The sequence below is a fragment of the Mycobacterium sp. ITM-2016-00317 genome, assembly GCF_002968295.1.
Classification (GTDB): Bacteria; Actinomycetota; Actinomycetes; order Mycobacteriales; family Mycobacteriaceae; genus Mycobacterium.
In genome coordinates, this window is record NZ_CP134399.1 from 1028888 (window position 1) to 1051194 (window position 22307).

At 70.4% G+C, this 22307-nt stretch carries 17 protein-coding genes and 2 pseudogenes; 8 read left to right on the forward strand and 11 right to left on the reverse strand.

Translation table 11 applies throughout. From position 1 onward, the window contains the following. Positions 1-64: 64 nt before the first annotated feature. Together C6A87_RS04875 and C6A87_RS04880 are read left to right on the forward strand one after the other, a co-directional pair. The gene (locus C6A87_RS04875; RefSeq protein ID WP_311116239.1) at positions 65-907 is read left to right on the forward strand and encodes an NAD(P)H-binding protein; all 843 of its coding nucleotides are present in this window, start codon (positions 65-67) and stop codon (positions 905-907) included. Next, the gene (locus C6A87_RS04880) at positions 904-1326 is read left to right on the forward strand and encodes a pyridoxamine 5'-phosphate oxidase family protein (RefSeq protein WP_311116240.1); all 423 of its coding nucleotides are present in this window, start codon (positions 904-906) and stop codon (positions 1324-1326) included. Before C6A87_RS04875 ends, C6A87_RS04880 begins: the two co-directional genes overlap by 4 nt. A gap of 17 nt (positions 1327-1343) precedes the next feature. On the opposite strand, the gene C6A87_RS04885 is transcribed toward C6A87_RS04880, so the two are convergent. The 4 genes from C6A87_RS04885 to C6A87_RS04900 form a co-directional block, all read right to left on the reverse strand. Continuing rightward, positions 1344-4706, reverse strand: a complete 3363-nt coding sequence (locus tag C6A87_RS04885; RefSeq protein ID WP_311116241.1) for an ATP-binding protein — start codon at positions 4704-4706, stop codon at positions 1344-1346. Next, entirely contained in the window at positions 4699-5397 is a 699-nt protein-coding gene (locus tag C6A87_RS04890) for a DUF4194 domain-containing protein (protein ID WP_311116242.1), read from the reverse strand. The genes C6A87_RS04885 and C6A87_RS04890 overlap by 8 nt, the downstream gene beginning before the upstream one ends. Beyond that, positions 5394-6842 (reverse strand): DUF3375 domain-containing protein, encoded by a 1449-nt coding sequence (locus C6A87_RS04895; protein ID WP_396837004.1) that lies wholly within the window; start codon positions 6840-6842, stop codon positions 5394-5396. Before C6A87_RS04895 ends, C6A87_RS04890 begins: the two co-directional genes overlap by 4 nt. Positions 6843-7040: 198 nt before the next feature. After that, entirely contained in the window at positions 7041-7970 is a 930-nt protein-coding gene (locus C6A87_RS04900) for a nitronate monooxygenase (protein ID WP_311117819.1), read from the reverse strand. A 59-nt stretch (positions 7971-8029) separates the two neighbouring features. On the opposite strand from C6A87_RS04900, the pseudogene C6A87_RS04905 reads away from it, so the two are divergent. Together C6A87_RS04905 and C6A87_RS04910 are read left to right on the forward strand one after the other, a co-directional pair. Beyond that, positions 8030-8775, forward strand: a pseudogene (locus C6A87_RS04905) (alpha/beta fold hydrolase). A 5-nt stretch (positions 8776-8780) separates the two neighbouring features. Then, positions 8781-9416, forward strand: coding sequence for a DUF1345 domain-containing protein (locus C6A87_RS04910; RefSeq protein ID WP_311116243.1), 636 nt, complete (start codon positions 8781-8783; stop codon positions 9414-9416). 4 nt (positions 9417-9420) lie between these two features. Here C6A87_RS04910 and C6A87_RS04915 read toward each other — a convergent pair whose 3' ends face one another. From C6A87_RS04915 to C6A87_RS04925, 3 genes are all read right to left on the reverse strand, one after another. Beyond that, positions 9421-10878 carry an aldehyde dehydrogenase family protein gene (locus C6A87_RS04915; RefSeq protein ID WP_311116244.1) on the reverse strand — a complete coding sequence of 486 codons (1458 nt, stop codon included), beginning with the start codon at positions 10876-10878 and terminating at the stop codon, positions 9421-9423. Then, positions 10875-11798: a zinc-binding dehydrogenase gene (locus tag C6A87_RS04920; protein WP_311116245.1), complete on the reverse strand. Its 924-nt coding sequence runs from the start codon at positions 11796-11798 to the stop codon at positions 10875-10877. The genes C6A87_RS04915 and C6A87_RS04920 overlap by 4 nt, the downstream gene beginning before the upstream one ends. 63 nt (positions 11799-11861) lie before the next feature. Then, positions 11862-12680, reverse strand: a complete 819-nt coding sequence (locus tag C6A87_RS04925; RefSeq protein WP_311116246.1) for a CHAD domain-containing protein — start codon at positions 12678-12680, stop codon at positions 11862-11864. Positions 12681-12722: 42 nt separating this feature from the next. Between C6A87_RS04925 and C6A87_RS04930 the strand changes: the two genes are divergently transcribed. After that, on the forward strand, positions 12723-13400 hold the full coding sequence (locus C6A87_RS04930) for a DUF6766 family protein (RefSeq protein WP_311116247.1): 678 nt from the start codon (positions 12723-12725) through the stop codon (positions 13398-13400). On the opposite strand, the gene C6A87_RS04935 is transcribed toward C6A87_RS04930, so the two are convergent. The 4 genes from C6A87_RS04935 to C6A87_RS04950 are packed head-to-tail and all read right to left on the reverse strand — an operon-like array spanning position 13397 to position 17700. Continuing rightward, positions 13397-13552: a hypothetical protein gene (locus tag C6A87_RS04935; protein ID WP_311116248.1), complete on the reverse strand. Its 156-nt coding sequence runs from the start codon at positions 13550-13552 to the stop codon at positions 13397-13399. The genes C6A87_RS04930 and C6A87_RS04935 overlap by 4 nt on opposite strands. A gap of 39 nt (positions 13553-13591) precedes the next feature. Then, on the reverse strand, positions 13592-14620 hold the full coding sequence (locus C6A87_RS04940) for a beta-eliminating lyase-related protein (RefSeq protein ID WP_311116249.1): 1029 nt from the start codon (positions 14618-14620) through the stop codon (positions 13592-13594). 57 nt (positions 14621-14677) lie between these two features. Next, positions 14678-17020: an AAA family ATPase gene (locus C6A87_RS04945; RefSeq protein ID WP_311116250.1), complete on the reverse strand. Its 2343-nt coding sequence runs from the start codon at positions 17018-17020 to the stop codon at positions 14678-14680. Then, complete coding sequence (locus tag C6A87_RS04950) at positions 17017-17700, reverse strand: TVP38/TMEM64 family protein (protein ID WP_311116251.1); 684 nt, start codon at positions 17698-17700, stop codon at positions 17017-17019. The genes C6A87_RS04945 and C6A87_RS04950 overlap by 4 nt, the downstream gene beginning before the upstream one ends. 38 nt (positions 17701-17738) lie before the next feature. Between C6A87_RS04950 and C6A87_RS04955 the strand changes: the two genes are divergently transcribed. The 3 genes and pseudogenes from C6A87_RS04955 (at position 17739) to C6A87_RS04965 (ending at position 22303) form a co-directional block, all read left to right on the forward strand. After that, the gene (locus C6A87_RS04955; RefSeq protein ID WP_311116252.1) at positions 17739-18356 is read left to right on the forward strand and encodes a hypothetical protein; all 618 of its coding nucleotides are present in this window, start codon (positions 17739-17741) and stop codon (positions 18354-18356) included. After that, positions 18356-21480 (forward strand): annotated as a pseudogene (locus C6A87_RS04960) (helicase HerA domain-containing protein). Before C6A87_RS04955 ends, C6A87_RS04960 begins: the two are co-directional and overlap by 1 nt. Next, the gene (locus tag C6A87_RS04965) at positions 21464-22303 is read left to right on the forward strand and encodes a sulfurtransferase (RefSeq protein ID WP_311116253.1); all 840 of its coding nucleotides are present in this window, start codon (positions 21464-21466) and stop codon (positions 22301-22303) included. The pseudogene C6A87_RS04960 and the gene C6A87_RS04965 overlap by 17 nt, the downstream one beginning before the upstream one ends. Positions 22304-22307: the final 4 nt, after the last annotated feature.

Sequence of the window (22307 nt, forward strand, 5' to 3'; positions counted from 1 at the left end):
ATCACAAAGGCATTTCGGCCTTTCACCCATGGAATCGTCTGGCGGTGTCGCGTTCCATGGAGCCATGACTGATTCGACCAACCCTTTCCTGGTCCTCGGGGCCACCGGCAAGACCGGACGGCGAGTGGCCGCCCGACTGCGCATGCTCGGGCTGCCCGTGCGAGCCGCTTCACGGACCAGCCCAGCGCCGTTCGACTGGGCAGACCCCGGCGGCTGGGATGCGGTGCTGCAGGGCGTGACGGCTGCGTATGTGGTGCCGCCACCGGTCCAGGGACCCGCACCCGAGTTCGTCGCGAAGGCCGAAGCCGCCGGGGTGCGGCAGCTGGTGCTGCTGTCCGGGCGCGGTGCCGACGACTGGGGCGACTCGCCGTTCGGGCGCGAGATGAGAGAAGCCGAGGACGCCGTCCGCGGATCCTCCATTCCGTGGACCGTCCTGCGCCCGAACAACTTCGCCCAGAACTTCGACGAGGAGCTGTGGCACGCGCCGCTGCTGCACGGCGAGCTGGCGCTGCCTGCCGGTGACGTGCCCGAACCGTTCGTCGACCTCGAGGACGTCGCCGAGGTCGCGGTGCGGGTGCTCACCGACCCCGACCGGCACGCAGGTCTCACTCACGACTTGACCGGGCCCCGGTCGATCGCTTTCGGTGAAGCCGTCGAGTTGATCTCCCGCGCGACGGGGCGGCCGATTTCCTACCGCCAGATCTCCACGGCGGAGTACGTCGACGCGCTGGTCGAGCAGGGCGTCGACCGACACGTCGCCCACGATGTGGCAGAGATGTTCACGCTGATGGACAGTGGGCTGATCGCCAAGACCGCCGAGGGGGTCGCCGACGTGCTGGGCCGTCCGCCCCGGCCCTTCGAGGACTACGTGGCGCGCGTCGCCGCGGCGGGAGTGTGGAATCGGTGAGCACGGAAACGCTGACAGCCGAGGACATCTCGTTCCTGGCTCGCCCTCTGTACGGCTTGTTCACCGCCGCGGGCGGACCGCAACCGCCGCAGCCGCGGCCGGTGTGGTTCGAAGTGACCGCCGACGGGGCGGTGCAGCTGTTCACCGGCCCGGACACCGTGAAGGTTCGGCGCCTTCGCCGCGATCCCCGCGCGTCGCTGGTGGTGACCGCACCGGTCGGTGAGCGGGAACGTTGGGTGTCGGTGGCCGGGCCCGTCACGATCGTCCCCGACGGTGCCGACGCTCTCGTCGAACGCCTCGCCGCCCGGTATTGGGACCCCACCGATCCCGTCCGCGCCGACGACCTCACCGCCATGCGCGCCGAGCAGTGGGTACGTGTGGTCATCCGTCCCGACGCCGTGATGCGTTACAAGGCTTAGGTTCCCGTCGGCGGTACCTACACGCCGGCGGGAACCTTGGCGGTGGCCCGCATCTCCCGGCGCAACTGCCCGAACTCGGAGATGGTGCGCGTGGACACCGTCGCCACCGGACGGGCATTGCGGCCCGTCGCCTCGGTCTTGGACACCATCACCACGCTGTCGATGTAGGGCTGGATCGTCGTCGCGTTCTGCACCGTCGCGACGATCACCAGCTGGAACCCGAACTTGCGGAACGCCTGCAACGCCTGCTGGGCGAACTGTGGATCCGACTTGCTGAACGCCTCGTCGAGCATCAGCTGCGCGAAAACCGGTCTGTTGTCCGTGCTTTCGGGGCTCGCAAGGTTGAAGCTCAGTGCACCCGCCAGGCAGAACGCCATCAGCTTCTCCTGCTCGCCGCCGGAGTTGTCACCGGCGTTGGAATGCGTCCGGATCAGCTCCTCGGTGCTGACATCCCATTCCGCGCAGTCGAACGTGAACCGGTTGCGCACGTCGAGGGCGTCGCGCGTCCACGCCTTGTCCTCCGGCGCCGTCGACGCCAACCGGTTGCGCAGCCGCAGGATGTCGGCGTACTGATCCAGGATCGCCTGCTTGTCGCCCAGGCCCACCTCGGCGATGCGCCGTGAGATGGCCCGCACGATCTCGGTCAGCTCCGACACCGCCGTCAGGCTGCGCGGTGTGGCACGCAGGGTCAGGCGGGTGCCTCGGTTGAACTCCACCGCCCCCAAACCCGTGTTCACGCGGGCGATCTGGTCGCTGATCCGGCGGGCCTCCTGCTCGGCCACCCGGTGCAACGTCAGGATCGCATCCGGCGCCTGCTCGGTCACCAGGCGCATCATCCGCTCGTAGGCTTCCGGCAGCTCACGCTCGTCGATGTGCCGGCACAGCGCGACGTAGTCGTGCACCCGCTCGTCGAAATCGTCCGAGTTGTTCGGCACGGCGTCCGGGAAGGACGTGTCGAAGGTGTTCAGGATGCGCGCCAGCTCGTCATAGGAACGACGGCGGCTCTCCCGCAGCTGTTCGCGTTCCTTCTTGATGGCGCCGAACAGCGCGTCGCGGTGCGGCTCGGGATCGAGCAGCTCCAACGACACCGGAACCTGACCGGCGTACCGGTTCAGAAGCTCGGTCAGCGGCTCCGACACGAATGCCGGCCGGAGCCGTTCGGACAGCTCGAGCAGCCTGGTCCGCCGCCCGTCCAGATCGTCGCGGCGGGTCTGGATCGCGCCGCGGCGCGTCATCAACTTCTGGATCTGCGACCAGCACTCGTCGGCGCGCGCGTTGAGCGCCTCGATGTCGGGGTGGTCGGCCAGCAGCAGCTCGTACTGCTCCCGCAACCGGTCGGCGTGCCCGTCGGCGGTTTCGGTGTCGATCTGGCTCCACTGCGGGAACTGCTCGCAGATCGCCTTGCACGCCGCGGCCCGGTCGCGCCACTGCTGACGCTGGGCGGCGATGTCGTCGGCGACGCGGCGGGCCTTCTGGTACGCCTCCTCGGCCGCGGCCAGGTCGACGGTCAGCGCGTTGATCTTCGCCGACACATCGCCCTGGTACAGGTACTCGGACTGCTTGAGCGGACGCCGGTCGTCCTTGATCGCGAGCCGGTCGGAGTCCTTGTACAGCCCGGTGTCGGTGACCGCGCGGCGGAACCGCGCGAACACCTCCGGGGTGTCGACGCAGACGTGGTCCCCGGCGGCGGTCACCACGTCGACCGCCTCGGCCGCGCACGGATGCGTCGGATCGACCGGGAAGAGCTTGCCCGCCAACGTGTTCGGCTCCGGATCGACCGGTTCGGCGCCGAGGAACTTCGCCCGGACGTGGTGCAGCTGCAGCCGTCCCCGCATGTTGGTCTCGTTGACGAACGCCAGCACCTTGGTCCAGTGCTGATCGGGCACCATCAGCCGCAGCCCGACACCGCGCAGCACCTTCTCCACCGCGGTGCGCCACCGCGTCTGGTCCGGTCGCAGATCCATCAGCTCGGCGATGTAGGGCAGGTCGGCCGAGTCGAGACCGACCGCGGCGCAGATCTGCTCCCGCATCGTCAGCGCGAACTCGGGCAGCGCCGACCCCACATGCTCGACCCGCTTGAGTTCCTTGGCGGCCTCGTCGCGGACCAGCCGGGCCGACTTCTGCGCGTACTCGGCGTCGGTTGAGGCCTCGCGGTTGCGCTCGACCTTGGCCAGCAACTCGGTAGCCTGGGCGAGCAGTTCCTCGCGCTGGTTCCAGAAGTCGTCCGCGGTCTCCGGAATGTCGAGGCCCTGCGCAGCCAGCATGTCCTCGTACGCGCCGCGCCTGCGGGAGATCTGCTCGGCCTCGGTCTCGGCGGCGGTGACCTGAGACTGCAGCGGGCCGATGCTCGCGCTGGATCCGCTGATCTGCGCGTTGAGCGAATCCGCCTCGGCCTTGGCCAGATTCAGGCTTCGGGTGACGTCCTCGTACTCGTTGTCGAGCTGCTCGATCGTGGTGTCGAGCTGCTCGACCTGAGCCGGGCACTGCGCGACCCGGACGTGGTCGGTGTAGGCCCGCACCATCGGCAGATCCACCAGGTCGATGATGCCCAGATCGGTGGACTCCGAGGCGTAGCGCTGCTGGATCTTCTCGATGTCGCCGAGGATCTTGCGCTTCTTCTGCGCGACCGCCAGCAGCTCACGCGCCTCCACCAGCGGGTCGATCTGCTTGAGCGCCTCCGGCAGCCGGGTCACGCTCTCGGGTTCGTCGAGCATGAACTCGCGGACGAACTGCTCCAGCCCGCCGACGCTCTTCAGCGACTTCGCCTTGCCGAGCAGCTGCTGGGCGGCATCGGAGGCACGGATGCCGATGGTCGCGTACAGCTGGGCCAGATACTGCGACTCCACCTTGGTGGTGAACCGCCAGCCGTTCTCCTTGAACACCCCGGTGTCGAAACGTCCTGCCGCCCAGCGGTTGCAGATGTCCTCGATGTCGAAGTCGCCGTCGCCGAGCACGAACCGGCTCGACGAGTCGTTGCGGGACTCGCCCGTGAGCCATTTGAGCACCAGGCCGGTCACGGTGCGCCCGGAGTCGCTGGAGTAGGTGACCGCCACCGCCGACCACGCGGTGCCGTCGCCGCGCAGGTACATCACTCGGCTGGTGCCGCCGTCGCTGCGCTGGCCCCACGCGCCGCGCACGTACTTGTCGACGGTGCGCCTGCCCGCGCTCGAACCCGCGGCGGTGTTGTCGCCGGAGGCGTTGAAGTTGCGCCGGTTGAACGGCAGGAAACCCAGCGAGATCGCATCCAGCAGAGAGGATTTACCGCTGCCCGAGGCACCGGCGATCAGCGCGCCGCCCTCGCTGAACGGAATGTCGTGGTAGCCGTCGAAGACTCCCCAGTTGATCACCTGGAGCCGGGACAGGTGGAACTGCTCAGTCAACGGCGTCTTCCTCCTGGTCCACTGCCGCGGTCCCGCCGCGCAGCAGCAGCTCGAACTGTTGCTGCAACTCGGTGATCACGCCGGCCGTCATCACCGCGGTGATCACCGGGGAGATGGTGTAGCTGTGCTCGTCGTCGCGGCTGCGGCGCAGGATCTCCAGGCCGGTCAGCCGGGCGATGGCGGCGTCGATGCGTCCGGTGAACGTGACCGCGTCGCGGTCGGTGTCGTTGAGCACCCCGGAGAACAGGTTGTGCATCTCCTCGCGGGAAATCAGCACGCTCTGCCCGCCCGCGGCGCGCATCATCTGTGCCAGGTGCAGAGCCAGGATGGAGTCGTAGGTGCCAAGCGGCTCGCGACGGAGAAGCTTCATGCCCCTGGCGGATTCGTAGCGGGCCTGCTCGACGTAGGCGACGTCGGTCCCGTCCACGATGCGCAGCATCAGGTCGAGCTCGGACAGCCGCACCGACAGCTGGCCGCGGTACTCGAGCACCCACGCGTAGATGTCGCTGTCGGTCTCGGCGCTGATGTAGCGGCGGGTCAGCAGATGCTGCAGCGCCCAGCAGGCGCGGTCGGGCAGCTCGGAGACGTCGCCGTCGAACCGCGGCCGGCGCTGGTGCGGCGGCCGGGCGTTCTGGTCGACCTCGGGCAGCGCGGAGAACGCCGCGAAGTCAGCCTCGTGTTCGGTGGTCACGCGGATGCTCCAACAGTGATCGGTTCGGTGAATTTCAGTGCGGGGACGGCAATTTCGCGGTCCTTGCCGTCCAGCGAACGGAACCGGACGGTCACTGAATCGTACCGAGAATCGTTGGGCTGCTTGAGAGCCCAGGACCACAGCACGATGACATGGCCGAGGTAGGCGCCCTGCCCTGAACGGTCGAGCATCGCCACGGCCTCCGGCAACGACACCGGGCCCTCGGCGACCGCGGCGTTGAGCATGTCCGACATCGCCGGCGCGTCGACCTGGGTGGTCAGCGCGGCGAAGCTGGCCAGGTCGACCTCGCCCTCGGCGGCCTTGGCCGGCTTTGGGCTGGACAGCTCGCCGATCTTGAAGCTCAGTGCGCCGACCGAACTGATCGCGTGCCGGGCCAGCGGCAGCTCGATGTCCAGCCGCGAGTCGATCAGGCTCGACCTGAGGAGATTGCGGGCCGCGCCGATGGCCTCGTTGAGCTGGCGGGCCACCCCGCGGCTCTGCTCCAGCGTGCCGAACGCGGTGAACCGCTTGACCCGCTGCGCGCAGCGCTGCTGGATCCGTTCGACCTCGTCGATCTGATGTCCGACAAGCTCGAAGAAGCCGGCCATCACCTTGCGTAGCGCCGGGTCCAGCGCGGGCAGCGCGTCGGCGACCGCGGCCACGTCGGCCTCGAACTCCGCCCGCTGATCCGGGTCGTTGATCATCCGCAGGAACGCGCGGTGGCTGTCGCGTCCCTGGGAGTCCCAGGCGGCCTGGTAGTCGGCGTACATCTGGCGCTGACGGTCGCGGTACTCGACGTTGGAGTCGATCGGCTCGTCGAGGGCGGCGGTGGCCTTCTCGATCATCGAGCCGTACTGGCCGATGTCGGTGATCAGCCGCTCCATCTGCAGCGCGATCGCGCGGGCCTCGTCGTAGGCGTCGGTGACATCGGGCGCGGGCCGCTCGCCGGCATCGAGCTCGTCGAGCTCGCGGTGCAGTGCCTCGATCTCGGCTTCGATGCTCTTGCGGATCCTGGCGGGGTCGTTGCCGACCTTGAGGGCCACGTGCTTGAGCCGGGACGCGATGCCGTTGATGGAACCGCCGGTGGCGATGGTGTCCTGCCGGCGCATGCCGCGCAGGAAGTCCAGCGCGCGGCGGGCGTCCTGGGTCAGGTAGCAGACGTTCTGGTCACTGCGGGGATCGACGATGCGGTGCAGCCAGCCCTGGCTGGCCCACGACTTGATCAGCGCCAGGCCGGACTGCGGATCCCCGAGGTCGTCGAGGTCGCGTTCCAGGCGCACGACCAGCTCGGTCTCCGGAGTCACACCGTCGGCGAGGTGCCGCTCCATCAGCGTCGCGTACAGGCTCAGATTCGTGGTGGCCAGCAGCCGGATCGCCTGGGAGGACTGCAGGTCGCGGTTGAGTTCGAGCAGGTCGACGGCGGACAGGGTCGAGTTGTCGTCCACCAGCCCCCTCGCTCTGTGCGCGTCGTGTTCGTCATGACCTCGGACGCCCCAACATAGGGCACGCCGGCGACAACGACGGGCCCGGGGAGGGGAGTGTCGCGGCCTTTTCCCCTCGGCTTGTGACGTATGTGACCAGCGGGATTGCAGTGCGTTCTGGGGTTTCGCGAGGGTGCTCTCCGGGTCGTGCTGCGGCGGAAATCACGACCGTGGTGGCACGTTCGCGAGGATCCGGCGGGCGTCCCCGACGAGCCGGCCGACGACCACCGCGGCGGGTTCGCTGACGGTCACCTCGCCGACGCCCTGCCCGGCGTTGACCGGGGCCCACCGGTAGTCGTCGGCGGCGATGGCGCTGCCGAGCAGCGCGCGCGCATCCGCGTCGAGGTCGTCGACCCGGCCGTCCCAGGCGTCGGTGAACGCGTTGCGCAACACCCGCTCGGGCAGCTCGGCCGGCCACGGGTAGCCCAGCGCGACGTCGAAGGCCCGGGTCGTGACGGTGTCGGTGGCGCCCGCGTCGAGCATCCGCTGCCGGGCTGGCGCGGGCAGCGTCGACTCGGGGCACACCGCGAACGCGGTGCCGATCCACGCACCGGCGGCCCCGGCGGCCAGCACCGCCGCCAGCGCCCGCCCCGAGGCGATGCCGCCGGCGGCCAGCACCGGCACCGGCAACGCGTCGAGCAGCTCGGCCAGCAGCGGCAGGGTCGCGACGGCGGGCCGCCCGTGTCCGCCCCCTTCGGCCCCGCGGGCGACGAGCACCTCGACTCCGGCGTCCACCGCACGCCGCGCGGCGGCCAGATCGGCGACCTGTACCGCCGTCACACACCCGGCGTCCTGGGCGCGCCGCACCCAGGACCAGTCCTGCCCGAAGCTGACCGACATCAGTGCCGGGCCGGCGGCCAGCGCGGTGTCCAGCAGCGCGGGATCCTTCTCGACCACCCAGCTGATCAGGCCGATACCGAAGGGCCGCTGCAGGTTTGCAGTATGCCCGAGGTGCTCCCGGAGTCTTGCCGCCGAACCGGAACTGCCGATCCCGATCATCCCCAGCGCACCGGCGCGGCTGACCGCGGCCGCCAGCTCGCCGCCGGCCACCCCGCCCATCGGCGCGTTGATGATCGGCGCGTCCAGGTTCATCGCCGCCGACCACTGCGTGTTCACCGTCCCATTATCGGCGGCGTGCCAGGATGAACCCCATGACAGCGGTGTTCGTCCACGGCAATCCCGAGACCGACGCGATCTGGGGGCCGCTCACCGCCGTGCTGGGCCGCGACGACGTGGTGCTGCTCTCGCCACCTGGATTCGGCGCACCGCTGCCGGACGGGTTCGGCGCGACGATGACGGAGTACCGCGACTGGCTGGAATCCGCACTGGAGAAGATCGACGGACCGATCGATCTGGTCGGCCACGACTGGGGCGGCGGCCACGTGGTCAACGTCGCGATGCACCGGCCGGAACTGGTGCGCAGCTGGGCCAGCGACTCGGTCGGGTTGTTCGACGCCGACTACGTCTGGCACGACATGGCCCAGGTCTGGCAGACACCTGGGGCCGGGGAGGAATCCCTGGCCGCGATGATGGATGGCGGGGTGCCCGCACGGACGGAAGTGATGGTGTCCTTCGGCATTCCGGCCGACATCGGCGCCGCGCTGGCCGAACAACAGAACGACGAGATGCGCACCGCGATCCTGGCGCTGTACCGCTCGGCCGCTCAACCGGCGATGGCCGAGGCCGGCCGCGCGCTGGAGTCCGCGGCGGCACGGCCCGGTCTGGCCCTGCTGCCGACGGCGGATCCGTTCATCGGCCCCAACGAGAACCGCCGCCGCGCCGCCGAACGTCCGGCGCGCGCGTCGAGCTGCTCGAGGGGCTCGGGCACTGGTGGATGGTCGAGGACCCCAAGCGCGGTGCGGCGGCGCTGACGGAGTTCTGGGCGACGCTCGGATAACGTCCGTGAGACCGTCGCTGCCGCACCGCCCTACCACGCGGGTGCTCGGTGCGGTCGTCGTCGGCTGTGTGGCGGCAGGCGTCGCGGCGCTGCTGGAATTCCGCTGGTATGCGGCGCTGGTCGGCTGGGATGCCCTCGCGCTGACCTACCTGGTGTGGACGTGGGTGGTGATCGCGCCCTGCGACGCGGAGCGGACCGCTGCGCACGCCGCCTACGAGGAGCCGGGCCGCCGGACCGTGGTCGCCCTGATCCTCGGCGGCGCGCTGGCCAGCCTCGCCGGTGTCGGCATGCTGTTGGCCGAAACCTGGCCCGACCGTTTCGGTTTGGTGGTTCCGGCGATCGGCATCGTCACCGTGGTGCTCTCCTGGTTCGTCGTGCACACGCTGTACACGGTGGCGTATGCACGGGTCTACTTCCAGGAAGAGCCATGCGGGGGAATCAACTTCAACACCGATACACCGCCCCGCTACAGTGATTTCGCCTATGTCGCGTTCACCGTCGGGGTGAGCTTCGCGATCGGCGACACCAACCTGACGTCGTCGAGGATGCGGGCCACCGCCCTCGGCCACGGCCTGCTGTCGTTTCTGTTCGGCTCGGTGATCGTGGCCTCGGTGGTGAACCTGATCGCCGTCGTGCTGTGACGGGCTAGATGGCGTAACGGCGCGGCTGGTGCTGCACCGAAACCCAGTGGTCGGTGGTGAATTCGTCGACAGCCCACTGACCTCCGAACCGGCCGACACCCGAATCCTTCACCCCGCCGAAGGCGGTGTTGGCGTCGTCGTTGACCGGTGAGTCGTTCACGTGCGTCATGCCGGCCCGGATCCGGCGGCCGAACCGCACCGCACGGTCGACGTCGCGGCTGAACACCGCCGACGACAGCCCGTACTCGGTGTCGTTGGCCAGCCGCAGCGCATCCTGCTCTCCGTCGGCGCGCAGCACGGTGATCACCGGTCCGAACACCTCCTCGCGCGCAGTGGCGACGTCATTGCCGCCGGCAAGCACATGCGGCGGCAGGCACAACCCGGTCGGCCCGAACGGATCCCCACCCAGCAGCACCTGCGCGCCGTCGTCGCGGGCACGCTTGAGCTTGTCCTGAATGCTCTCCAGCTGAGACGAATTGATGATCGGCCCGAGCTGCACGTCCGGGTCGCTGGGATCACCGACGGTCAACGCGCCGACCTTCGCCAGGAACCGGTCGAGGAACTCGTCGTGCACGGCGGCGTCGACGATGACCCGGTTCGCGATCATGCACACCTGGCCCTGGTGGAAGAACGACCCGAACACCGCCGCGCGCACCGCCAGATCCAGGTCGGCGTCGTCGAGGACCACCAACGGCCCGTTGCCGCCGAGTTCCAGCGCCAGCTTCTTCACGCCGGCCTTCTCCGCGATGCCCTTGCCCACCGGCGTCGACCCGGTGAACGACACCACCCGCGCCGCCGGGTGGGCCACCAGCGCGTCCCCGATATCGGAACCGGCGCCGACGACCACCGACAGCAGCCCGGGTGGAAGACCGGCCTCCTCGAAGATCCGGGCCAGCAGCAGGCCGCCGGTCACCGGGGTGTCACCGGCGGGCTTGAGCACCACCGCATTCCCCACCGCCAGCGCCGGTGCGACCGAGCGGTTCGACAACTGCATCGGGAAGTTCCACGGCGAGATCACCGCCACTACGCCGACCGGTTCGCGGTAGACCCGGTTCTCCTTGCCCGGGATGTCCGACGGCATGATCCGACCCTCGACATGGTGCGGCATCGAGGCCGCCTCCCACATCACCGAGCGCACCAGCCCCCACTCCAGCTCGGCCTTGGCCAGCGTGCCGCCGGTCTCCCGCACCAGCCAGCCGACGATCTCGTCCTTGCGGTCGGTCATCACGTCCGCGGCCGCGCGCATCACCCTGGCGCGCTCGGACGGCGGCTCATCAGCCCAGTCTTCTTGGGCGGCAACCGCACTGTCGTACGCCTCGGTCAGGTCGCGTTGGTCGGCCTGGGCGATCTCGGCCAGCGTGGCACCGGTGTACGGGTCGGTGCTGGCGCGCGTCTTGCCGGACTGGCCGGCACGCCAGCGCGCACCGATCGGCATCGCGTCGAAAGCGGGGTACGCGCTCACGGAATCGCCACTCCGATCTTGACATGCGGTCCGTCAGCCTGTGCCTGCCAAGCCTTTTCGGCGTCGTCCAGGCGGTAGCGGGTGGTCTCGACGTGGATGCGCCCGTCGGCGGCCAGCATCAGCAGTTCCACGTACGCCGCGTGCAGCACGTCGGCGGACATGAAGTCGTTCATGTGCCCGATGTGCGTGCGGCCCATCAGTGTCATGAACGGCACCGCGGGTGCGGCGCCGGCACCCTGTCCGACGGTGATCAGCGTGGCCCCGGGATCGGTGGCGTCCAGCGCGGCGAGGAACGGGTCGCCGTAGACCATGTCGAGGACCACGTCGAAGCCGCGGTCCTGACCCGCGGCGGATCTCAGCGCGCCGGCGTCGTCGTCGCCGCCGAGCTGGACGGTCGCGTCGGCGCCCAGTTCGCGGGTCTTGGCCAGCGCGTCCTCGTCGCGCCCGGCCGCGACGACGCGTCCCGCGTCGAGGATTCTGGCCGCCTGCACCGCGATGGCGCCGACGGTCCCGGTCGCGCCGAGGATCAGCACCGAATGGTCGGGGGATAGCTGGGCGTGCCTGGTCAGCGGCAGCCAGGCGGCCAATCCCGCGATGCCGAGCGCGACGGCGAGGTCGTCGTCGACACCGTCGGGCACCACGTAGGCCTTGTCCGGGTTGATCCGGGTGCGTTCGGCCCATGACCCGAACGGGGCCGGCGGGGAGTCGAAGTAGACCCGTGCGCCGTCCGCGGTGATGCCGATGCCCTCTTTGCCGACGACCCGGGGGACCACGGGATCGCCCATCTCACCGGAGGCCAGCGCGAGGTCCACCGGGTTGCAACCGGCCAGGGTCACGGTGACGACGTCCTCGCCGCGGGGCTCTTCGAAGTCCCTGACCACCGGCGGCCGTCCGGACGCCTCCAGTACCGCTGCCCGCATTGCGTTCTCCGTTTCCTTGCTGCTCAGGTGCGGCTACCCACACGTACGGCGGCGAAACAGCGGCTACAGCCGGGCGACTTCGCGGCGGCACTGGTCGGCGAGCTGTTCCTCGCGGGCGTAGAGCAGGCCGAAGGTGAACCCGTTCTCCTTGGCCCGGCTGCCTGCGCCGGCACCCATCTGCCGCAGTATCGATCGGGCCACCACGGTGTCCTGCAGATCACCCAGGACACTCTGAATCTTCTTGTAATGCTTCTGCTTTCGCGCCGCCTTGGTCGATGGCGCACCGGTCTGGATCAGTTCGGCGGCGTATCGGGCCCGTTTGGCGGCTTTGCGGGCACGGTGGAGCAGCGCGTCGTCGACGCTGTCCAGGGCTTTGGCCAGCCTGCGGTCAGCCTTCGCTGCGGCCCGGTGCGCCTTCTTCTGCAGCTGCTTGGCGGCGGCCTTCGCGCGCACCGGCGGGGTATCGCTCCAGCGTTGCAGTTCGGCGACCAGGTCCTGGTAACGCGGGGTCGTCATCGCCTCGGCGACCCGGTCCCGGGCCGGCGCCTCCATCCGGCGCAGGTCGCGTTTGATCCGGTCTGCCACCCGTCCCAGCACCAGTTCGTCGGGAAGTTCGCCGAGCGCGTCGCTCAACCGGCCCCGTTGCACCTGCACGTCGCGCACGTCACCCAGCACCCCGGCGAACCACTTCAGTTCCTGCTCCACCGCGTGCGCCCGGTCGTCGAGCAGCGTGCCGAAAACCCGCACGGTGCTGCGCACCCGGCGGATGGCGACCCTGGTGTCGTGGATGGGATCAGTGCCGTCCCGCAACCCGTCAAGCCCCTCGAGCACGAGTCCGGTCTGCTCGGTCAGATAAGCGTGCAGCGGTGTCGGCGGGGCCATCCAGGGCGCATACCCACGCCCATCGGGGGTACACCTGACCAGGTGAAAGCCCGAAACGGCAACTGGTTGCGCGACCACGGCCTCCTGCTGGCGTGCCTGGGTCTGTTCGTGGTGTTCTTCGCCGGGATGGTCGTCTCCGGCGCCGCGACCTACAACCAGGAACAGCGCGAACACGGGTCACAGGAGACGGTCTCGGTCCTCGGGTACCTGGCCAGCGGTGACTTCGTGGAGGCGACGTTCGAGAACTGGGAGTCGGAGTTCCTGCAGATGGGCATGTACGTCGTGTTGACGGCTCTGCTGTATCAGCGGGGTTCGGCCGAGTCCAAGCAGATCGACGAGCGCGCCCCGCAGGAGGAGGATCCGCGGCTGGCCCGACTCGACCCCACCGCCCCGTGGCCGGTGCGACGAGGTGGCGTGGTGCTGCGGATCTACGAGAATTCCTTGGCTATCGCGTTCTTCGTGCTGTTCTTCGCCTCGTGGGTGCTGCATGCGGTGGGCGGGGTCGCCGCCTACAACGACGAACAGGTGCAGCACGGGCAGCGCGCGATATCGCTGCCCGAATACATGGCGTCGTCGCAGTTCTGGTTCGAGTCGATGCAGAACTGGCAGAGCGAGTTCGTCGCGGTGGCCGCGATCGTGGGGCTGTCCGTGTTCCTGCGTCAGCGAGGCTCGGCGGAGTCCAAGCCGGTGGCCGCACCCGACCGCGAGACCAGCGCCTAAGCCCGGTGCGCGGGCCCAGGATCCGGGGTCGTGGACGGGCCCGGTGGGGTCTCGGGGACGTCGTCGGGGACCAGGCGTTCGGGCACCTCGGTCGGGGTGAGGCGTTCGGGGGGGTCGGACGGCGCGCTGCCGCGCGCCAGGGTGCTGTTCATCACCAGGGCGTACCCCGGGCGGGCATCCGGTAACCCGGCTCAGCGGTGCCGGCGCAGCGCCGCGAGCGCGTCGTCGGCCTCGGCTTCGGTGGTCGACCACGAGCAGACGAACCGCACCACCGGTTCGGCCGGGTCGGGCTGGTGCACGGCGTAGGAATCGGATAGCCCACGGCAGGCGTCGGGGTGGAGCCGGACGAACACCTCGTTGGCTTCGGCCGGGCACGCCAGCTCGAGCCCCAGCTCGGTCATGCCTGTGCTGAGCCGGTGGGCCATCGCATTGGCGTGCGCGGCGTTGCGCAACCACAGCCCGTCACCCAGCAGCGCGGTGAACTGCGCCGCGACGAACCGGTGCTTGCTCGCCAGATGGCCGATCTGCTTCTGCACGTAGTGGATCCCGTCGAAGTGCTCCGGGCGGCGGACCAGGATCGCGTCACCGAACATCATGCCGTTCTTGGTGCCGCCCACGCTGACGACGTCGGCGTCGCCGATCGCCTCCGACGGTGAAAAACCCTCTGCTGCAATGGCGTTGGCGACCCGTGCGCCGTCGACGTGCACCAGCAGCCCGAGTGCGTGGGCGCGGTCGACGAACTCCTTGATGGCCGGTCCCGTCCACACGCGGCCGTTCTCGGTGGACTGGGTGACCGAGACGATCAGGGGCTGCGAGTGGTGTACCGCGCCGCGGCCGAACACCCGGCGCTCCAACTCCTCCGGTGCGATCAGCCCGTCCGCGCTGGGCAGCCTGGTCAGCTGTGCGCCGGACAGTCGGACGGGACCGCCTGCCTCGTCGACGAGGACGTGCGCGATGTCGCTGCAGAGGATCTCCTGCCACGGCCGCACCGCCGCCGCGAGCGCGATGATGTTGGCCGCGGTGCCGGTGAACGCGAACAGCACGTCGGCGCCGGGCGAGTCGAACGCGGTCCTGATCGCCTCGGCGGCTTCGGCGGTCACCGGGTCGGCGCCGTAGGAGGGGGCGGGCCCCCGGTTGACCCGGGCGAGCGCGTCGAGAACCGTCGGGTGTGCGGGAGCGGCGTTGTCGGAGGCGAAGGCGGCAGAAGGCACGCGCTCCATTGTGCGCCGAGTGAGAAACCAGGGCTGTGCTCGCGGCGTCGAGCGCAGCCAGGAATGCTATTCCGCGGGGGCGTGGGTGAGCCAGCCGAAGAACTCCTCGGCGGTGAACACCGGCTTGCCGTACTCCTGGGCCTTGCGGGCCTTGCCCGACTGCGTGCCCGCCTCGGCCGAGACCAGCACGTCGCACCGGGTCTTGGTCACCGTCTTCACCGGCGTCAGGCCCGCCGCGGCGGCGCGGCGCTCCATCTCGTCGCGTTCGACGATGCGGCCAGACGGATCCGACGCGGTGCCGGTGAAGCACACGCGCATCCCCGGCGTCAGCGTGGCCCGGATGTCGTGGCGGGCCAGAAGCTCTGCACCGGTGAGGATCTCGACACCGAGCAGCTCCTCGGCGCTGCCCAGCCGGGCCACCACCTCGTCGGTGAGCTGCACCCGGGCCGCCGCTGCGCGCAGCTGGTCGGCCACCGACTGCCGCGCCGCGGGTTCCCAGTCGGTGTCGTCCCGGCGGGCCGGCGCCGGGCCGCCCAGCAACACCGCGGCCACGTCGCGGCTGATCCGCAGCAACGCCGACAACCCGGGCAGGTGCTCGGCCACCGGCGTCACGATCGACGCGTCGCGACCGACCAGAAGCCCTGACACCTCGACGGATTCAGGCTCGTCGAACGCCGACGAGCCGTCCTCGGCGTCGGCCGCGCGGTGGGCCTGCAACGCCGAACGGGCCTGCTCCAGCGCGGTGCGGCCGGTCACCCGCGTCCCGCGCAACTCCACCCCCAGCGGCATCGCGGACACATGGCCGAGCCGTTTGAGCTCGAAGTCCAGCAGACCCAGCTGCTCGTCCACGCCGACCCCCACCGGGGTGCACCCGGCCAGCATCGGCGCGATCACCGCCCACGCTTCCCGCAGCGTGGGCGCCAGCAGCACGTCCGACACCGTGATGCCGAATCGCGTTCGTGCGTCGGCGAGATCGCGCTGCGGGTTGACCAGCGTGCTGACCGCAGTGCCGTCGTCGAACGCCACCGCCAGCTCCACCGGCCGCGGACGCGACATCCGGCCCTCGTCGCCGACGGTCAGCATCCCGATCGCGCAGTACCGCCGCGCCTGCGCCCCGCCCGTGGAGGTGCGCAGGAACCGGGCGACCCGCCGGTCGGTCTTCAGATCCTTGGGCAGCACAGGCCTTCTCAGCACGAGGCCCGCCAGCGACGTGCACCGGCTCAGCGCGACGTAGAGCTGGCCCGTCGAGAACATGCCGCCGGTCAGGTCGACGACCACCCGCTCCAGCGTCTGCCCCTGGCTCTTGTGGATCGTGATGGCCCACGCCAGCTTGAACGGCAGCTGGGTGTACGCGCCGACCACCTCGCGGCTCAACGACGACCCCGACATCACCGGCCGGGTCACCTCCCAGGTGAACGGGGTGACCTCCGCGGCGGTGCCGTCGGGGAACTCCACCTCGACCACCGCGCCGTAGCGGTCGTAGCCGACGCCGACCACCCGGCCCACCGTGCCGTTGACCCAACGGCCGCCCTGGTCGTTGTTGAGCATCATCACCTGCGCGCCGACCTTGAAGCGCAGCGTCTCCTCGACCGGCGGGTCGAACAGCGCCAGATCACCGGAAGCCTTGGCGTGGTGGGTCATCTCGTCGCCGGGCAGCCGCTCCAGCTGCTGCCGGTTGCGCGCGGTGACCAGGCGGTTCGTCGGGGCCAGCGTCAGCCAGAACTCGTCGTCGGGCGGCACGAAGTCCTTGTCGGCGCGGGCGTTGAGCTGCTCCTGGGCATGCCCCAGCAGCACGCCTTCGCGAATCTCGTTCAGGATGGCCGTCATCCGGTCGTCGCCGAGCTGACGGAACACCGTCGTCAACGTCACCGTCGGGAAGTCGGCGCGGTCGAACGACCGGGCGGAGAAGAAATACGGTGTTTCGTAGGTTGTCGAAAAATAGGCGACCTCGTCCTCACGGACCACCGGCGGCAACTGGTAGAGGTCTCCGACGAGCACGATCTGCACCCCGCCGAACGGCGTGCCCGGCGCCGGCCCGAACCGCTCGAGCGACGCGGCCACCATGTCGAACACATCGGCGCGCACCATGGACGCCTCATCGACGATCAGCGTCTGCAGCGAGGCCAGGGTCCTGGTGAACGGGCCCGGCCGGTAGCTCCCGGTGCGGATGTCCTCCAGCGTCGTCGTGGACCGGAAGCCGAACAGCCGGTGGATGGTGTAGCCGTCGACGTTGAGCGCCGCGATGCCCGTCGGTGCGACGACCACCACGTTGCGGTCGGTCTCGGCCAGGAAACGGCGGATCAGCGTCGACTTGCCGGTGCCGGCCTTACCGGTCAGGAACAGATGCCCGCCGCCGGCCAGCCGCGCCAGCGCGTCGCGGAACTCCTCGGTGAGGACGAAGCCCGTCATTCCCGGGAGCGCCATTTCCGCCAGCCGCGGTGGGCCGCGAACGCCCCCACCACTGCGGTCACGCACCACACGGCGATCGCGGTGAACGCCAGCGGCGCCGAGAACTCGCCGATCGAGGACCCCAGCGCGGTGTACACGAAGGCCCGCGGCATCGACCCGATGAACGCGCCGGCCGCCATCTGCCACAGCGGCACGCCGAACGCCCCGAACGCATACGACGCCAGTGCGTCCGAGACACCGGGGACGAACCGCTGCCCGACGACCGCCCACAGCCCGCCGCGCTCGATGAGCCGGTCGATCCGGTCCGAGCGCTCGGCGCCGAGCAGGGCGCGCGCGCTCTCCCGTCCGGCCCGGCGACCCGCATAGCTGGAGATCAACGCGTTGCCGACGGTGGCGCCCAGAGTCACGAACGTGCCCACCAGCGGACCGAACAGGAACCCGCTGCCCGCGGCCAGCAGCGGCCCCGGGACCAGCAGCGCGCCGAGGACCGCCGAGACCGCGACGTAGGTCACCGGCGCCAGCGGCCCCGTCGACTCGATCAGCCCGCGGACGTAGGCGACGTCGACGACACGCGCGATCGCGGTCAGATAGAACAACACCGCCAGCACCGCCACGAACAGCGCAAGCCGCGCGATGTGTCTGCGCCGGGACGGCCCCGGGGTCTCTTCGGTCTCATCCATGCCGGACCAATCCTGCCGTACCCCGTTAAGTTGGCACCGTGAGTGTGACCGCGACCGACCTGACCGGAACCGAACGGGCGGTGCTGCTGGTGCTGATGGCCGAATCGCGGCCGGTGCCCAACCCGGAGCTGGCCGTACTGGGCCCCGCGCTGGACAAAGCCGGCCGCGACAAACTCAACCGGCTCGGGCTGATCGAATCCGAGCGCGTCGCCAACCGGTTCGTCCACGAACTCACCGACCGCGGCTGGCGGTTGTGTCGCGACATCATCGCCGCGGGCGCCCCACCCCGCTCGACGGGTCCGGCGAAGACGCTGTACACCGTGCTCGGCGCGCTGGGCCGCCACCTGGACCGGGCGGACCTGAGCCTGGCCGAGGTGTTCGCCCCGGCGGGGCCCGTCGAGTCCGTTGAGTCCCGGGTGCGCGCCGCGTACCGCAGGCTGGCGGAGCGGCCCGGCGGCTGGGTGTCGCTGACCGAACTGCGCGCCGAACTCGACCTGCCCCGCGCCGAGGTGGACGCCGCGCTGGCCACACTGCACCGCAGCCCGGGCGTCGCGGTGATCCCGCAGGAGGATCAGAAGGTGCTGACCGAAGCGGACCGCGCGGCGGCGGTGCTGATCGGGGACCGGCCCAAGCATCTGATCGCGATCGAGGCGTGATGGACACACTGCAGCGCGACGCGCTGGCCTCGCTGCGCCTGACCTGGGCGCCTACCTCCGACGACCTGTGGCGCCCGCAGACCGCGACCCACGTCGACGGTCTCAACGACCACGCCGTCGACGACGTGATGGACGCCTTCGGCGACGCGGCGCGCGACCAGGCGTCCAGCCCCCTCGGGGTGGTCATCCGCGGGCCCGCCGGGTCGGGCAAGACGCACCTGCTCGGCCAGATCCGCGAACGCGTGCAGGACGGCGGCGGTTACTTCTTCGTCGTCGAACTCCTCGACGCGGCCAGCTTCTGGCAGTCGGTGCGCACCGGCATGCTGGAAAGCCTGGGCCGTCCCGGGGCTCGACGTGAGACGCAGCTGAAGGACCTGCTGTGGGAGCTGGCATCGCTTGCGCACGTGTCGCGCGCGGACCGGCGTGCGGTCATCGGCGACGACGACCTGGAGCCCGAGACCCTGGACCGGTTCATCACAGCGCTCGCGCCGGTGGCGAAAGAGACTGTCCGGCAATGCCATCAGACGCTGCGTGCGCTGGTTCTGCTGGGCGCCAACGACTTCACCGCACACGACATCGGTGAGGCGTTCCTGCAGGGCGGCGACGAGTTCGGCGCCGACGAGCGGGCACCGTGGGGCCTGCGCGCGGTGCCGGCGTCGGCGCAGGCGTGTGTCCGCGACATCTCCCGGCTGGCCGCGCTGGCCGGGCCCGCGGTGCTCGCGGTGGACCAGATCGACACGCTGCTGGCGCAATCGCTGGCCGGCGCCGGTGACGGCGGCGTGCTCGAACAGGTCGCGCACGGGTTGATGGCACTGCGCCAGACCGTGCGGCGCACGGTGCCGGTGATCGCGTGCCTGCCCGCGGTGTGGGAGCACATCCGGGACCGGGCGGCCGCCAGCGTCGCCGACCGGTTCCGGACCACGGGCATGCTGAACCCGCTGCCCAGCGCCGACGTCGGCCGCGCGATCCTGGAACGCCGCTTCGGCGCGGCCTACGCCTCGGTGGGTTTCCCGCCGCCGTACCCGAGCTGGCCCATCGCGGCGGCTGCCTTCCAGGACGCGCCGTCCTATACGCCGCGGCAACTGCTGATCCGCGCCGACACCCACGTCCGGGAGTGCCTCAAACACGGTGAGGTGGTCGAGCTGCGGCGCCTCAGCGCCGACGCGCAACCGACGTGGGAGGTCAAGCGCCACAACGAGAGCGACGCGGTGTCCGCGGCACTGGACCAGCGGTTCGCGCAGTACCGGCGCCGCGCGGTGGTCGAGGCCGCACTGGCCCCCGACGGCGAGGACATCACGATGCCCGAGCTGCTGTCGGCCGCGCTGACCGCCTGGATCGCCGAACGTGACGGCGACCAGACCTTCGTGTGCGATCCGCCACCCGGCGCGCACGTGGTGCTGCACGCCCGGCTGCGCGAGACCTTGGACCGCGCGACCGACGACGAACGGCACTGGGCCTTCCGGGCCATCTCGGCCACCAAGGCGCTGTCGGTGCAGAGCAGGATCCGCAAGGCCTGCACCGCAACAGGAATCGGCTCGGACCGACGGACACTGTTCCTGTTGCGCAACACCGCGTGGCCGACCGGACCCAAGACCGTCGCGCTGATCGAGGAGTTCCTGGCCGCGGGCGGGCGCGTGCTGCCGCTGACCGACGACGACGTCCGCACGATGACCGCGCTGCGCGACCTCATCCACGACGACGACCCGGGCCTGCCCGCCTGGCTGCGCGCGCGCCCGCCCACCGAATGGCCCTGCTCGCCGAGGCGCTGGGGGACGGGCCCGCCGCACCGGACGAGGCGGGCGCCGAATCCGCCCCCGAGGTCGAACCCGAACCCGCGCCCGAACCCGCGCCCGAGCCCGTCGGCGAGGTGCCCGACGGTGAGATCCCGCTCGGGACCGACCTGCGCACCGAAAAGCCGGTCACCGTGGCGCTTTCCGCGCTGCGCAAGCATGTCGCGATCTTCGCCGGCTCCGGCTCGGGCAAGACGGTGCTGATCCGCAGGCTCGTCGAGGAGTGCGCGCTGCGCGGGGTGTCGTCGATCGTGCTCGATCCCAACAACGACCTGTCCCGGCTGGGCACCGCCTGGCCCCAGCAGCCGCCGGGGTGGCGACGCTCCGACGACACGCGCGCCGACGACTACCTGCGCAACACCGAGGTGACGATCTGGACCCCACGACGCAGCACCGGCCGCCCGCTGGCGTTCCAGCCGCTGCCCGACTTCGCCGGCGTCGTCGACGACTACGACGAGTTCACCGACGCCGTCGAATCGGCCTGTGAGGCACTGGAGCCACGGGCGCTGATCTCCGGCAAGACGCAGAAGGCCAACCGGGCCCGCGCGGTGCTGCGCGAAGCGTTGCGCCACCACGGCCGGACACCGGCGCCGACCCTGTCCGGGTTCATCGACCTGCTCGCCGACCTGCCCGACGACATCAGCGACATCGCCGGCGCGCGTCACATCGCCGGCGAACTGGCCCAGGATCTGCGCGCCGCGATGGTTAACGACCCGCTGTTCGGCGGTGCCGGCGCACCCGTCGACCCGGGCGTGCTGCTGACCCCGTCCGAGGGTTACCGGGCCCGGGTGTCGGTGATCAGCATGATCGGCCTGTCCTCCGACGAGCAGCGGCAGGGCTTCGTCAACCAGCTGCAGATGGCGTTGTTCGCCTGGATCAAGCGCAACCCGGCCGGAGAGCGGCCCCTGGGCGGACTGCTGGTCATGGACGAAGCCCAGAACTTCGCTCCGGCACGAGGTTTCACGTCCTGCACCCGCAGCACGCTGGCGTTGTCGTCGCAGGCGCGCAAGTACGGGCTGGGACTGGTCTTCGCCACGCAGGCGCCGAAGTCACTGCACAACGGCATTCCGGGCAACGCGGCCACGCAGTTCTACGGGCTGCTCAACGCGCCGGCCCAGATCGAGGCCGCGCGTGAGATGGCCCGCGCCAAGGGCGGTCTCGTCGACGACATCAGCCGGCTGCGGGCCGGCAACTTCTACGTCGCGACCGAAGGGGAGGCGTTCCACCGGATCGTCGCGCCGTGGTGCCTGTCGTATCACCCGTCGAGCCCGCCGTCGGCCGAAGACGTCCTGGAGTTGGCGATTTCAGGGAGGAATCATGAGTACCCGTCATGACGTGCTGATCACCGCCGCCGAGCTGGCCCGGCTGTTGGCCGCCGGGGAGCCGGTGACGCTGCTGGATGTCCGGTGGACGCTGACCGAACCCGACGGCACGGCCGCCTATCAGGCCGGCCATCTTCCGGGCGCGGTGTATGTGTCCCTCGACGACGAGCTGTCCGACCACAGCGTGCCCGGCCGCGGACGACATCCGCTGCCGTCCGGGGCGGCACTGCAGCAGGCCGCCCGCCGCTGGGGGGTGCGCCGCGGCGTGCCCGTGGTGGTCTACGACGACTGGAACCGCGCCGGCTCGGCGCGCGCCTGGTGGGTGCTGACCGCCGCGGGCATCCCGGACGTACGCATCCTCGACGGCGGCCTGGCCGCATGGACAGGCGAACTTCACACCGGCACAGTCGTTCCCGAGCCCGGCGACATCGCCGTCGAGCACGACGACCTGTACCACGGCGCGCGCAAGACGATCACCGCCGACAACGCACTCGGCGCGCCCACGCTGCTGGATGCGCGGCCACCGGAGCGCTACCGCGGTGACAGCGAGACCGTCGACCCCGTCGCCGGCCACATCCCCGGCGCGATCAACCTGCCCAGCACCGGCCTGCTCGGCGGCGACGGCACGCTGCTGCCCGACGCCGACCTGACAGCCCTGTTCGACGCGCGCGGAGTGGGTTCCTCGGACGTCGCGGTCTACTGCGGGTCGGGGGTGACCGCGTCGCTGGTCGTCGCGGCGCTGGCCACCGCCGGCGTCGACGCGGCACTGTTCCCGGGGTCGTGGTCGCAGTGGAGTTCGGAGCCGACCCGACCGGTGGCCCTCGGCAACGAGTGACCGC

Excerpts from the sequence above, each read along its gene's own strand:
- C6A87_RS04875 (WP_311116239.1), top strand. The coding sequence starts at position 65 with ATGACTGATTCGACCAACCCTTTCCTGGTCCTCGGGGCCACCGGCAAG.
- C6A87_RS04900 (WP_311117819.1), bottom strand. The coding sequence starts at position 7,970 with ATGAACCTGGACGCGCCGATCATCAACGCGCCGATGGGCGGGGTGGCC.
- C6A87_RS04920 (WP_311116245.1), bottom strand. The coding sequence starts at position 11,798 with ATGCGGGCAGCGGTACTGGAGGCGTCCGGACGGCCGCCGGTGGTCAGG.
- C6A87_RS04925 (WP_311116246.1), bottom strand. The coding sequence starts at position 12,680 with ATGGCCCCGCCGACACCGCTGCACGCTTATCTGACCGAGCAGACCGGA.
- C6A87_RS04935 (WP_311116248.1), bottom strand. The coding sequence starts at position 13,552 with ATGAACAGCACCCTGGCGCGCGGCAGCGCGCCGTCCGACCCCCCCGAA.
- C6A87_RS04940 (WP_311116249.1), bottom strand. The coding sequence starts at position 14,620 with ATGGAGCGCGTGCCTTCTGCCGCCTTCGCCTCCGACAACGCCGCTCCC.
- C6A87_RS04945 (WP_311116250.1), bottom strand. The coding sequence starts at position 17,020 with ATGACGGGCTTCGTCCTCACCGAGGAGTTCCGCGACGCGCTGGCGCGG.
- C6A87_RS04950 (WP_311116251.1), bottom strand. The coding sequence starts at position 17,700 with ATGGATGAGACCGAAGAGACCCCGGGGCCGTCCCGGCGCAGACACATC.
- C6A87_RS04965 (WP_311116253.1), top strand. The coding sequence starts at position 21,464 with ATGAGTACCCGTCATGACGTGCTGATCACCGCCGCCGAGCTGGCCCGG.